A 13,090-nucleotide genomic window follows, 5' to 3' on the forward strand; every position below is an offset into this window, starting at 1 on the left:
TCACTTAACCTTATCAACCTTACGGTTGGGTTTTGATAAAGATCTTCTAGCGATAGAAGTTTTATCAAGAAAAATAAGCAATTGAACTTATTAAAAAACTCATTCAACGCGGTGTTCTCGGTTTGTTTTGATTTCTTTACTTTAAATATCCAGTTTTCAATGAACAATACTTAACGACCATTGTCGTTAATGGAGCCTAGCGGGATCGAACCGCTGACCTCCTGCGTGCAAAGCAGGCGCTCTCCCAGCTGAGCTAAGGCCCCAATAAATTTAAGAGTAAACCTCTCAAAACTGAACAAAGGCAAACGATGTGTAGTTTCCGTAATATTCCTTAGAAAGGAGGTGATCCAGCCGCACCTTCCGATACGGCTACCTTGTTACGACTTCACCCCAATCATCTATCCCACCTTAGGCGGCTGGCTCCAAAAAGGTTACCTCACCGACTTCGGGTGTTACAAACTCTCGTGGTGTGACGGGCGGTGTGTACAAGGCCCGGGAACGTATTCACCGCGGCGTGCTGATCCGCGATTACTAGCGATTCCGGCTTCATGTAGGCGAGTTGCAGCCTACAATCCGAACTGAGAGAAGTTTTAAGAGATTAGCTTAGCCTCGCGACTTCGCAACTCGTTGTACTTCCCATTGTAGCACGTGTGTAGCCCAGGTCATAAGGGGCATGATGATTTGACGTCATCCCCACCTTCCTCCGGTTTGTCACCGGCAGTCTCGCTAGAGTGCCCAACTAAATGATGGCAACTAACAATAAGGGTTGCGCTCGTTGCGGGACTTAACCCAACATCTCACGACACGAGCTGACGACAACCATGCACCACCTGTCACTTTGTCCCCGAAGGGAAAGCTCTATCTCTAGAGTGGTCAAAGGATGTCAAGACCTGGTAAGGTTCTTCGCGTTGCTTCGAATTAAACCACATGCTCCACCGCTTGTGCGGGCCCCCGTCAATTCCTTTGAGTTTCAACCTTGCGGTCGTACTCCCCAGGCGGAGTGCTTAATGCGTTTGCTGCAGCACTGAAGGGCGGAAACCCTCCAACACTTAGCACTCATCGTTTACGGCGTGGACTACCAGGGTATCTAATCCTGTTCGCTCCCCACGCTTTCGAGCCTCAGCGTCAGTTACAGACCAGAGAGCCGCCTTCGCCACTGGTGTTCCTCCATATATCTACGCATTTCACCGCTACACATGGAATTCCACTCTCCTCTTCTGCACTCAAGTCTCCCAGTTTCCAATGACCCTCCCCGGTTAAGCCGGGGGCTTTCACATCAGACTTAAGAAACCGCCTGCGCTCGCTTTACGCCCAATAAATCCGGACAACGCTTGCCACCTACGTATTACCGCGGCTGCTGGCACGTAGTTAGCCGTGGCTTTCTGGTTAGATACCGTCAAGGGATGAACATTCTCTTCTCATCCTTGTTCTTCTCTAACAACAGAGTTTTACGATCCGAAAACCTTCTTCACTCACGCGGCGTTGCTCGGTCAGACTTTCGTCCATTGCCGAAGATTCCCTACTGCTGCCTCCCGTAGGAGTCTGGGCCGTGTCTCAGTCCCAGTGTGGCCGATCACCCTCTCAGGTCGGCTATGCATCGTTGCCTTGGTGAGCCGTTACCTCACCAACTAGCTAATGCACCGCGGGTCCATCCATCAGTGACGCAAAAGCGCCTTTCAGCTTTCTCTCATGCGAGAAAAAGCATTATGCGGTATTAGCACCTGTTTCCAAGTGTTATCCCCCTCTGATGGGCAGGTTACCCACGTGTTACTCACCCGTTCGCCACTCTTCTTTTCCAGTGAACCGAAGTTCGGCGGAAAAGAAGAGTTCGACTTGCATGTATTAGGCACGCCGCCAGCGTTCGTCCTGAGCCAGGATCAAACTCTCATAAAAAGTTGAAACAATCTTTCGATTGTTAAGCTCATAAATAACGTTTGCTATCATTACTGCTTGCTTGTTTTGTGTTACTTCTATTTAATAGAAGTGTCCTACACAATTGGTTCGTTTGCTTGCTTTGTTCAGTTTTCAAAGGTCTACCTTGCTGCATCAGCAACTTTTATATCATATCAGTTTAATAATAAAATGTCAACTACTTTTTCGAAAATATTTTTAATCTTCATGTTATAAAAATATTTTTCGATGTTATTTTAAAAAGCAAAAAACACTTTTAAAACAAATGGCAATCGCAATTTCATATTGGCGACTTTGTTATAATATCACTGGATTCATTTTAAGTCAACTCTTTATTTCAATTTTTTTCAGAAATATTTTTCATCGTTTTCTTTCAAAACCAGCGTTGAATAATATACCATGTTTCCCAAGTATAAGTCAATAGAAAAAGAAAGAATTCAACACTTATTATTTAAGTGGTAAATTGTAAAATGAAATGCATAAGGAAATAAACGAAAAAATCATGTAGATACGATATACTTGTTAGCAACCAAACCAAAAGTATAAGGGGTATCTACATGACCAAAAATAATTGTATCACAGAAAAGCGCACCTTCAAACAACTTACTGACATCCAACGCGGAATGCTGGAACAGATGGCGAAAAGCGGCACCTATAAACAAGCTGAAATGGCGCGAGAATTAGGGGTCAGCCAACCCACTGTTTCTCGTGAGTTGAAACGCGGTAGAACGCGCCAGCTTGACTATAAGCGCAATTATTACGAGCAGTATATTGCCGCCTCAGGCGCACGGGTTTATAAAGAAAATCGTGAGAACTCGCATGCGCGGGATCATAATAAATATTCTGCGGCTTTCCTTGCTGCCTTACCTGAAAATCTAGCACCCAAGAAGGGGTTGCGGATTTATAGTGTGGATACTTTTGTACACTCTTATAGAAAGTTGCACCCTGACGAACGCGTACCATGCACGAAGACCGTTTACGCTTTGATAAATGCTGCCGTACTTCCAATCCGTAATATCGATTTGCCTATGAAGACTAGGATGCGGCCACGAAAAACAACCGTTTCTGAACCTAAAGGTCATAACGCTAAACACTTGGGACGCAGTATCGAAGAACGCTCTCCAGAAGTACTCTCGAGGGAAGAATTTGGGCATTGGGAAGTTGATTTAGTATTAGGTAAGAAAACAAAAAATGAGCCTGTCATCATCACTATGGTTGAACGGAAAACACGCTACTGCCTCACTAAGAAAGTTTGGGGAAAAGGCGCAGCGCTGGTTCAAAAAGGCGTGCTTGACTTGATGAAAAAACAGGGGCTAGAACAGTTCAAGTCACTCACAACTGATAACGGCTCTGAGTTTTCAAGTCTGTCTCTTATCGAAAGCATTGCTGAAGACGTTCAGGTTTTCTTTACTCATGCGTATGCTTCTTGGGAGAAAGGAACGAACGAAAGGCATAACCGCATGCTCCGAGAATTTATCCCAAAGGGAGTCACTCTGCGTCCATTGTCCTATTCGTATTTACTGGAAGTAACCGATACGATCAACCACAAACCAAGAAAAATAATGGGCTATACAACACCTGCAGAACGCCTTCAGGAAGAACTGGCCGATTTACAAGCAGCTTAAGGTGTTTTGTTGGTTCTATAGGATAAGAGAATAGATTAGCTGAGTCAAGAGCCGCTTTGCTCCTTCTCTTGACTCAGCTAACCTATCCTCTTGGGTCAGAACCACCAACAACTCACCTGAAAAATGGTAAGGGATGAAACACTCCCTGCCGTCAATGGCTTCAAAGCATTGGTAATACTGGATTATTGAGTAATTCGCTGTCTATAAAGGTTTTTAAAATTTTTTATGCATTTGATATTGCAATTAAGCATAATTTTTCAAACAAAATTATTGATTGCTTAACAGCAACTCAATCATCATAACAGATGTATTGTTATTCGTCAACAATTTATTTTGGTTATTTTCATTGTTAATTCAACGTATATAACCAATGTGTTTTTGACGACTTTGTTATAATATCATCTGTCATTTACTTCGTCAACTCTTTTTTTCAAAAAGTTAAAGAATTTTTTTGTCGCTTAGGACAAGTAATAATATACCAAGATTTTTGTTATTCGTCAACAGAAAAAACATTGATACATCAACGTTTCTTATTACATCCCTTTCTTCTCATCCTCAACCTTTTTTTGTTCGTTTTTATAGCGAAATACTTCGTAAAATTCAAATTTATCCATTCATCGTTCGTTTTTAGATTTCGTTTGCTTTTGTAATTTCTTATATTCTCTAAAGATTAGGTGGAAATTTATCTATTTTCTCTATTTTTTGATAAAATACTATTAAATACTATTGTTCTATAGGAGGACATTATATGAAAATTTTAGTCGCAGATGATGATAAAGAAATTGTTGAATTGATTAGTATCTATTTACACAACGAAGGCTATGAAACAATCAAAGCTTATGATGGAAAAGAAGCTCTCTCTAAAGTGCGGACGACACCCGACATTGAATTATTGATTCTGGATATTATGATGCCAGAAGTTGACGGCATGCAAGTTGTCAAAACGCTTCGTAAAGAATCACAAATCCCTATTATTATGTTAACTGCTAAAACAACAGATATGGATAAAATTAAAGGTTTAGTTGCAGGCGCTGATGATTATGTAACAAAACCTTTTAATCCATTAGAAGTGATGGCTCGTGTTAAATCACTTTTACGTCGTACTAAAATGCAAGTTGCTTCTGCTCAACCAGATGTTTTGGAAGTAAGTTCATTGATTATTAATCGTGATTCACATGAAGTAAAAACAATTGATGGAAAAGAAATTCAATTGACTGCTTTAGAATTTGGGATTTTATACTTACTTGCTTCCCATCCAAACCGTGTCTTCAGTGCCGATGAAATTTTTGAGCGTGTTTGGAAACAAGAAAGCGTCGTATCTGCAAAAACAGTCATGGTTCACGTGAGTCATTTGCGTGATAAAATTGAAGAAGCAACTGGCGGTGAAAAAATTATTCAAACAGTATGGGGAGTTGGATACAAAATAGATGCAAAATAAAGCAGAAAAAAGAAAACGAGTCACGCTTACTTCTAAAGAAATCAGTGAGTTATTTGCAGAATCAATTATTACGATTATTCTATTAATTATCGTAAATATTGCAATCTTGCTTATTCTTTCTTCTATTATAAATAATACTCCTGCTTTAAACGAGGCAATCTTTGAATCACGCAATAGTTTTGTCGAAAATTTAGACACGGAAATCTTTTTAAGTGGAAAAAATATTCTAGTTCCCGTCTTCCTTGTGTTGGACATTGCTTTTTTATATTGGCGCTTGATTCGTCGCTATCGTCAAATGCAATTACGACATATAATTAGCGAACTACATTATATTGCAGAAGGAAATTATGACCATCGCATTCCTTTTGAACTAAGAGGTGACTTGAATCGCGTGGTGAGCAGCATTAATGGCTTAGTTGATAGTACAGTTGCTGCGATTGAAGAAGAACGAAAAATTGAAAAATCCAAAGATGAATTAATTACCAACGTTAGTCACGACATTCGTACTCCTTTAACCTCAATTATTGGCTATTTGGGATTAATTGAAGATCGACAATACCATTCAGAAGAAGATTTATTGAAATACACGCACACTGCTTACGTGAAAGCTAAGCAAATGAAATCGCTCGTTGATGATTTATTTGAATATACAAAGGTTAGGCAACCCAGTGTGCCAGTTAATTTAATTAAATTTGACATGGTACAGTTAGTCGAACAACTAGCTGCTGACTTTGAATTAGAAGCTAGCAAAAAAGGAATTGAGGTACAAACTGTTGCGCGTCCTGCACAAATTATTATGGACGGTGATACAGAAAAATTAGTGCGCGTCTTTAACAACTTGTTAACGAATGCCCTAAAATATGGCAAAGGCGCCACAAAAATTGTAATGGAAGTCGAAAAGGTTGGCACTGAAGTCGTTATTACAGTTAAAAACAATGGTAAAATGATTCCTAAACGCGCATTGGATTCACTTTTTGACCGTTTTTATCGGGTAGAAGAATCGCGTTCACAAGAAACAGGTGGAACCGGATTAGGATTAGCAATTGCCCAAAGCATCGTTGCTTTGCATGGGGGGTATATTTATGCTAAATCCTCTCATACATGGACTTCTTTTATTATTCATTTACCGTTACATCGCAACAAAGTACCACAACCTAATAACAACGGTTGACGAAAATAAAAAATTCGGCTATGCTAAAACCAATTAAATAGAGAATATGCAAAGAATCTAGTACAAATTAGACTTCTAAAAAGAGAGCTGATGGTTGGTGAAAATCAGTAGAAGCTATATTGGAATCCAATTCTTACCATGCGTCTTTTGAAAGAAAGAACCTTCCCTCAGGTTACGAGGACAAGTGCGGCGTATGCCGAACTTGGGTGGCACCGCGAACAACTATTTCGTCCCAAGCTATTTTGCTAGGGATGGAATAGTTTTTTTATTTTATTCATATAATAGGAGGAAAAAAGATGTTAGATATTAAAATGATTCGTCAAAATTTCGACACTGTGCAACAAAAATTAAAAACACGTGGCGTTTCTGAAGAAGTTCTCGCTGAATTTCTAAAATTAGATGAAGACCGTCGTAGCTTATTAGTCCAAGTAGAAGACTTAAAAAAATACCGCAATGATGTTTCGGCAGAAATTGCTCAATTAAAACGCTCTAAAGAAGACGCAACTGCTAAAATTACTGAAATGAAAGAAGTGGGCGGTAAAATCAAAGCTTTGGATAGCGAAGTGGCTCAAATTGATGAACAATTGAAAGTAATCGCTACAACTCTACCAAATATTCCCCATGAAAGTACACCAATCGGAAAAGACGAAGATGACAACGTAGAAGTACGTCGTTGGAGTGAACCTCAATCATTAGACTTTGAAGCAAAACCTCACTGGGAAATTGCGGAAAACTTAGGTATTTTAGACTTTGAACGAGGAGCGAAAGTTTCTGGTAGTCGTTTTGTCTACTATACTGGTTTAGGTGCACGTTTAGAACGAGCTTTGTATAATTTTATGTTAGATCAACATGTTTATGAACATGGATATACTGAAATGATTACACCATATGCAGTCAATAGCCAAGCGATGTTTGGTACGGGACAATTTCCAAAATTTAAAGAAGATGTCTTCCAATTGGAAAACTCTGACTTAACATTAATTCCCACAGCTGAAGTACCGTTAACAAATTACTATAGTAACGAAATTTTAGACCAAGATCAGTTGCCTATTTATTTTACGGCATTAAGTCCAGCTTTCCGTTCAGAAGCAGGTAGTGCAGGACGTGATACACGTGGTTTGATTCGCTTGCATCAATTCAATAAAGTAGAAATGGTTAAATTCAGTGATGCGGAACATTCTTATGATGAATTAGAAAAAATGACCGCTGACGCTGAATCAATTCTCCAAAAACTAAATTTACCTTACCGTGTAATGGCCTTGTCAACAGGTGATATGGGCTTCTCTGCTGCCAAAACGTATGATTTAGAAGTTTGGATTCCAGCCCAAGATACGTACCGTGAAATCAGTTCATGTTCTAACTGTGAAGATTTCCAAGCGCGTCGTGCCATGATTCGTTACCGTGATGCGGAGAATAAAATCCAATATGCACATACCTTAAATGGTTCTGGTTTAGCAGTCGGTCGTACCGTTGCTGCCGTGTTAGAAAATTATCAAAATGCAGACGGAAGTGTCACAATTCCTGAAGTATTAGTTCCTTATATGGGTGGACTAACAAAAATTGAAAAATAAGCAAAAACCGTAAATGAAGTTTTCATTTACGGTTTTTTCGTTGATTGAATATTTCAATCATGTTACAGTATTAGTAATCACTTTTAGAAAATGAAAGAAGAGGAATTATGACTACAGAAAACACAAACAATAGACGCAGTAATCGACACTCAGGACAATCACCCAAAAAACTCCCTTATTTTTTATGGATTGCATTTCTTTCATGTGTGCTGATTATCGTCAGTGGTGGAACATATGTAGTATATGGCAAAATCCAAGAGCAACAACTCCAAGAAAAACTTGATGAAGAAACAACGAATTTAGTTGCTGAAATCGAGCAAGAACAAGAAAAAAATGGCGTTGTTAGTGAGAAAAAAGAACTGAATAACGATAATATCAAAGAAATTCTTTACATTCCTAAAGAAGAAAAAGAACTACCTTATGAAAATACAGAAGAACAATTGACTCATTTAATGAAACAAGAAAGAAAAAAACTTAAACATCCGAAACAAGCTATCGTAGTAGGTTGCGTGGAAAAACAAAAACGAACCGATCATCTTGCAACATACGCCTTAAATGTCGAAACATACGATTGGGAATCCAATGAACAAACCTTCAAAAAAGAAAATGAACGGACGGAAAAAGCGATTTATATCAACACAGATACGGGAGAAGAAATTACATCTAAAGCTTTAATTGGTTCAAAAGCTAATTTATTAGCCATTCAACAAGTTATCCAACAAAAATTATTGGATGATGCGGAAAAACCACAAGATATTTTAGATGCTGTTTTAGATTTACCACGTATTAAATTTGAAAATGCTACGTATACACCAGAGCATTTAGAAATAGCTTTACCGAAAAATAAAACAGGGGTCGATAAATTGACGCTTGATTATAGTGATGTGCAATCATTTATCCAAACTGATCTAGTTGATCCAAGTCAGTTATCAGAAGAAACAACTGCTTTAGATCCCAATAAAAAATATGTTTCTTTGACCTTTGATGATGGACCTGGTGGAGACACTACACCACGATTGTTACAACTTTTGGCTGAAAAAGATGTAAAAGCAACCTTCTTTATGCTAGGTCAAATGGCCGAGGAATTCCCTCAAATTGTTAAAGATGTGCATGAACAAGGACATGAAATTGCCAGTCATTCGTATTCACATCCACAATTAAATGCGATTCCTAAAGACAAATTAAAAGAACAAGTTCGTCTAACCGACAAAGCAATTTACAATGCTGCTGGGATTTTACCACGTACCTTACGTCCGCCATATGGAGCGATTAGTCCAGAATCAGCAGAAGTTATTGGTAAACCAATTATTCAATGGGATATTGATTCTTATGACTGGGATTCAAAAAATACACAAGCAGTTATCGATCGTGTCAATCAAACAGCCTTTGAAGGTGGAATTATTTTGATGCATGACATTCATCCAACAACGATTGATGCCGTAGGAACGGTTATTGATAACTTACGTGCACAAGGCTATGAATTCGTAACGACAAGTCAATTATTGGAGCAAAAAGAAAAACCGTTGTATCAATACTTTGGACAAACGGATGCTCGTGAAATTTAATTAATAAAAACCGTTGTCTCCTCGATCGAGGAAACAACGGTTTATTTTTTTATGATTCAATTGAATAGTTTGGTGCTTCTTTAGTAATTTGTACATCATGTGGATGGGATTCTTTCAAGCCATTGCCACTCATTTGGATAAATTGCGCATTGTCGCGTAATTCTTTCAAGTTCGCTGCACCGACATAGCCCATACCAGATTTTAATCCACCCATCATTTGGAAGATGATATCTGCTGCACTCCCTTTGTACGCTACACGACCTTCGATACCTTCTGGAACTAACTTATTCGCTTCATTCACGCCACCTTGGAAGTAACGATCGCTTGACCCTTTTTCCATCGCACCTAATGATCCCATGCCACGATACGTTTTGAAACGACGACCTTGGAAAATTTCAAATTCACCCGGAGATTCATCCGTACCAGCCAACATACTCCCTAACATTACCGCAAAACCTCCGGCAGCTAATGCTTTGACAATATCACCAGAATATTTAATACCACCATCAGCAATAATTGCTTTCCCATATTGACGAGCAACGGATGCAGCATCGTAAATAGCTGTTAATTGAGGAACACCCACACCTGCAACGACACGAGTTGTACAAATTGACCCTGGACCAATTCCGACTTTAACCACATCAACACCAGCATCATATAAGGCTTTCGTTCCTTCACCCGTTGCTACATTGCCGGCAATTAATGTTGCTTCAGGAAACTCTGCACGAATTTCTTTAATTTTGCGTAATACGCCTGCGCTATGACCATGTGCCGTATCAATAACGATAGCATCCGCACCAGCATCCAATAAAGCTTGCGCACGTTCAAAGGTATCACTTGTTACCCCAACTGCTGCTGCAACTAACAAACGACCGTGTTCGTCTTTTGCTGCATTTGGGAATTCGATTACTTTTTCAATATCTTTAATCGTAATTAAACCACTCAAGCGACCAGCTTCATCAACGATTGGTAATTTTTCAATTTTGTGTTTTTGTAAGATTTTTTCAGCATCCTTCAACGATGTTCCTACAGGTGCAGTCACTAAATTTTCTTTTGTCATTACATCAGAAATTGGAATATGATAATCTGTTACAAATCGTAAGTCACGGTTTGTCATAATTCCGACTAATTTACGGTTTTCCATTGTTTCGACAACAGGAACACCACTAATACGATAACGACTCATTAACTCTTCAGCATCCGCTACTAAATGCTCAGGCGTTAGGAAAAATGGATCAATAATAACGCCACTTTCAGAACGTTTTACTTTGCGAACTTCATCGGCTTGCGCTGCAATACTCATATTTTTATGAACAACACCTAAACCACCTTGGCGCGCCATGGCAATCGCCATCTTACTATCTGTTACGGTATCCATACTGGCACTAATAATTGGAATATTCAATTTTAAATTCTTAGCTAATTGAACACTCATATCAACATCATTTGGCAATACACGACTTTCAGCAGGTATCAGTAATACATCATCAAAAGTCAATCCTTTTTTCACGAACTTTGTTTCCCAGTTGGACATTTTCGTAACCACTCCTCAAATTTTTATATTTTAATGAAAATAGCAAAAATTATGCCATAAGTCAACTATTCAAAATAAAAAGATTAAATAACTAAGAATTAAGTAAGAAAAAACGAACAAACTGCCCTTCTCTCACAGAAAAGGTTATTTGTTCGTCTCCTATTATTTTCGTGGAACAGATAAACTACCCACGATATTGTATTTTTTCTTCAAGTAATAACGTAACCCAATCGCAACTGCACCAATCACTGCTAAAACAATTGGATCAAGTACAATATTAATTGAACTTGGTAAAATTGACGTTACTGCAATTGTCGCAATCCATAAGAAAAATGAACCGATTAAGATCAACATAATCTTCCACATTTTTGGACGCTGTGATTTATCTGCACCTGGGCGCTCATATTGATACATATATTTATACATCACATAAAAGACCCATCCACCGACCATTGCCATCGAAATGAATGTGATAATCCCATACACTTGTGCACTATCACGAGCAAAGAGACCCATGACGCCCATCATAATACCGAAAATACCTAAAATTAATAACGTATTATCTAACCACATCATGACAGGTGATGTTTCTTTGACTTCTTCTGGTTTATTTAAAATTGCTTCTGTTCGTTCAGAAACCGTTCCAAACAATTGGCGTGCTGTTCGGCCACCTTTTTGTTCTTTAACTAAAACAGGTAATATTTCGTGTAAAGCAATCGCTTTTTCTTCTTCAGATAAGTTCGCTGCTTCAAGTGATTTTTTCAAATCAAAAATATACTGTTGGTTTCTTTTTGTTAATTGTTTTTCTAATTCACGATTTTCTGAAACATATCCTCGTAGAGTTTCTGGTTCCATGACTCTCGGTTCTCCCTTCGCCTTCCCTAACAACATTTCCACAGGCTATTTTACCATACTAGTTCCTTGCTTTGGTAGCACTTTACTGCAAAAATCGTTAGTTTATACATTAAAGCGGAATAACATAACATCGCCATCTTGCACGATATACTCTTTTCCTTCTAAACGAACACGTCCAGCTTCTTTCGCTGCTTGCATGTTTCCATATTTATCTAAGTCTTCAAAAGAAACAGTTTCTGCACGGATAAAACCACGCTCAAAGTCAGAATGGATAATCCCTGCCGCTTGAGGTGCTTTGATTCCCTTGCGGAAGGTCCATGCACGAACTTCTTGCTCGCCCGCCGTAAAATAGGTTGCTAGACCTAATAAATCATAAGCTGCACGGATTAATTGATCCAATCCAGATTCTTCAATACCTAGTGCTTCTAAGAATTCTACTTTATCCTCTTCATCTAACTCGGCAATTTCTTCTTCTGCACGAGCACTTACGATAATTACTTCTGCATTTTCACTAGCTGCAAATTCACGAACTTGTTTAACATATTCATTGCTATCTGCATCCGCCACTTCATCTTCAGAAACATTGGCTACATATAACACTGGTTTGGTTGTTAATAAGAATAATGAACGGACGAATTTTTCTTCTTCCGATGTAAATTCAATCGTACGAGCAGATAAACCTTCTTCTAAAACAGGTTTGATTTTATCCAAAATAGCTAGTTCAGCTAACGCATCTTTATCTTTTGTTTTCGCAATTTTTGCGACACGTGTATAACGTTTAGTAACGGAATCTAAATCTGCTAAAATCAATTCCAAATTGATTGTATCGATATCTGCTAAAGGATCTACAAAGTCTGCTTCACGATTTTGTTCACGCATAATGTTTTCATCATCAAAACAACGAACAACGTGACAGATGGCATCAACTTGACGAATATGACTCAAAAATTGGTTTCCTAGTCCTTCTCCTTTGCTGGCACCTTTTACGATTCCAGCAATATCAGTAAATTCAAAGGTTGTCGGTACTGTTTTTTTAGGATTGACCAATTCAGTTAGTCGTTGTAAACGCCAGTCTGGTACTTCAACCATCCCCACATTTGGATCAATCGTTGCAAAAGGATAGTTCGCTGCTTCTGCACCAGCCTTTGTAATCGCGTTAAATAAAGTTGATTTTCCTACGTTTGGTAAACCAACGATTCCAGCTGTTAATGCCATGTTTTCTTCACTCTTTCTCTTTTTTTTCTAAAATTTTCTTCATTTTCTTTTCAAATTCGCGACGTGGTAACATTACAATGTGACCGCATTTCTCGCATTTAATTTTGATATCCGCACCCATACGGATAATTTCCCAACGGTTTGTTTGGCATGCATGCGGTTTTTTCATTTCTACTTTATCGCCTAAGTCATACATAGATTTCTC

General features: G+C 38.6%; 9 protein-coding genes, 1 tRNA gene, 2 rRNA genes and 1 other annotated feature (1 of these 13 only partly in view). Of the genes, 5 read left to right on the forward strand and 7 right to left on the reverse strand.

The genetic code is table 11. The features are described from left to right. From AC4BC7_RS11790 to AC4BC7_RS11800, 3 genes are all read right to left on the reverse strand, one after another. Nucleotides 1-10: ribosomal RNA gene (locus AC4BC7_RS11790) — 23S ribosomal RNA — on the reverse strand (it extends 2,905 nt beyond the left edge of the window). Between the two features lie 180 nt (nucleotides 11-190). Continuing rightward, nucleotides 191-263 (reverse strand) — tRNA-Ala (locus AC4BC7_RS11795). 72 nt (nucleotides 264-335) lie between these two features. Next, a 16S ribosomal RNA gene (locus AC4BC7_RS11800) occupies nucleotides 336-1,893 on the reverse strand. The 16S and 23S rRNA genes sit together here with 1 tRNA gene alongside, the layout of an rRNA operon. A 575-nt stretch (nucleotides 1,894-2,468) precedes the next feature. Here AC4BC7_RS11800 and AC4BC7_RS11805 point away from each other — a divergent pair. From AC4BC7_RS11805 to AC4BC7_RS11825, 5 genes are all read left to right on the forward strand, one after another. Continuing rightward, the gene (locus AC4BC7_RS11805; RefSeq protein WP_490502703.1) at nucleotides 2,469-3,536 is read left to right on the forward strand and encodes an IS30 family transposase; all 1,068 of its coding nucleotides are present in this window, start codon (nucleotides 2,469-2,471) and stop codon (nucleotides 3,534-3,536) included. 748 nt (nucleotides 3,537-4,284) lie between these two features. After that, nucleotides 4,285-4,974, forward strand: coding sequence for a response regulator transcription factor CroR (gene croR, locus AC4BC7_RS11810; RefSeq protein WP_207941849.1), 690 nt, complete (start codon nucleotides 4,285-4,287; stop codon nucleotides 4,972-4,974). Beyond that, a complete protein-coding gene (locus AC4BC7_RS11815; RefSeq protein ID WP_207941850.1) occupies nucleotides 4,964-6,145 on the forward strand; it encodes a sensor histidine kinase in 1,182 nt (393 codons plus the stop codon). Before croR ends, AC4BC7_RS11815 begins: the two co-directional genes overlap by 11 nt. Nucleotides 6,146-6,183: 38 nt before the next feature. Further along, nucleotides 6,184-6,383 (forward strand) — a binding site (T-box leader). Between the two features lie 58 nt (nucleotides 6,384-6,441). Next, nucleotides 6,442-7,716: a serine--tRNA ligase gene (gene serS, locus AC4BC7_RS11820; protein WP_490502950.1), complete on the forward strand. Its 1,275-nt coding sequence runs from the start codon at nucleotides 6,442-6,444 to the stop codon at nucleotides 7,714-7,716. A gap of 107 nt (nucleotides 7,717-7,823) precedes the next feature. Further along, nucleotides 7,824-9,281 (forward strand): polysaccharide deacetylase family protein, encoded by a 1,458-nt coding sequence (locus AC4BC7_RS11825; RefSeq protein WP_490502952.1) that lies wholly within the window; start codon nucleotides 7,824-7,826, stop codon nucleotides 9,279-9,281. A 49-nt stretch (nucleotides 9,282-9,330) separates the two neighbouring features. On the opposite strand, the gene guaB is transcribed toward AC4BC7_RS11825, so the two are convergent. The 4 genes from guaB to AC4BC7_RS11845 all read right to left on the reverse strand — a co-directional run bounded on the left by guaB (nucleotide 9,331) and on the right by AC4BC7_RS11845 (nucleotide 13,081). Beyond that, nucleotides 9,331-10,815, reverse strand: coding sequence for an IMP dehydrogenase (gene guaB, locus AC4BC7_RS11830; RefSeq protein ID WP_207941853.1), 1,485 nt, complete (start codon nucleotides 10,813-10,815; stop codon nucleotides 9,331-9,333). Between the two features lie 162 nt (nucleotides 10,816-10,977). After that, nucleotides 10,978-11,670 carry a DUF1129 domain-containing protein gene (locus AC4BC7_RS11835; RefSeq protein WP_207941854.1) on the reverse strand — a complete coding sequence of 231 codons (693 nt, stop codon included), beginning with the start codon at nucleotides 11,668-11,670 and terminating at the stop codon, nucleotides 10,978-10,980. A 102-nt stretch (nucleotides 11,671-11,772) separates the two neighbouring features. After that, on the reverse strand, nucleotides 11,773-12,885 hold the full coding sequence (gene ychF, locus AC4BC7_RS11840; RefSeq protein ID WP_207941855.1) for a redox-regulated ATPase YchF: 1,113 nt from the start codon (nucleotides 12,883-12,885) through the stop codon (nucleotides 11,773-11,775). A gap of 7 nt (nucleotides 12,886-12,892) precedes the next feature. Next, the gene (locus AC4BC7_RS11845) at nucleotides 12,893-13,081 is read right to left on the reverse strand and encodes a DUF951 domain-containing protein (RefSeq protein WP_016176019.1); all 189 of its coding nucleotides are present in this window, start codon (nucleotides 13,079-13,081) and stop codon (nucleotides 12,893-12,895) included. Between the last annotated feature and the right edge of the window lie 9 nt (nucleotides 13,082-13,090).

It is taken from the genome of Enterococcus sp. AMC1623 (assembly GCF_058216495.1).

Coding starts and splice junctions, on each gene's coding strand:
- AC4BC7_RS11845 (WP_016176019.1), bottom strand. CDS start 13,081: ATGTATGACTTAGGCGATAAAGTAGAAATGAAAAAACCGCATGCATGC.
- ychF (WP_207941855.1), bottom strand. CDS start 12,885: ATGGCATTAACAGCTGGAATCGTTGGTTTACCAAACGTAGGAAAATCA.
- croR (WP_207941849.1), top strand. CDS start 4,285: ATGAAAATTTTAGTCGCAGATGATGATAAAGAAATTGTTGAATTGATT.
- AC4BC7_RS11805 (WP_490502703.1), top strand. CDS start 2,469: ATGACCAAAAATAATTGTATCACAGAAAAGCGCACCTTCAAACAACTT.
- AC4BC7_RS11825 (WP_490502952.1), top strand. CDS start 7,824: ATGACTACAGAAAACACAAACAATAGACGCAGTAATCGACACTCAGGA.
- serS (WP_490502950.1), top strand. CDS start 6,442: ATGTTAGATATTAAAATGATTCGTCAAAATTTCGACACTGTGCAACAA.
- AC4BC7_RS11815 (WP_207941850.1), top strand. CDS start 4,964: ATGCAAAATAAAGCAGAAAAAAGAAAACGAGTCACGCTTACTTCTAAA.
- guaB (WP_207941853.1), bottom strand. CDS start 10,815: ATGTCCAACTGGGAAACAAAGTTCGTGAAAAAAGGATTGACTTTTGAT.
- AC4BC7_RS11835 (WP_207941854.1), bottom strand. CDS start 11,670: ATGGAACCAGAAACTCTACGAGGATATGTTTCAGAAAATCGTGAATTA.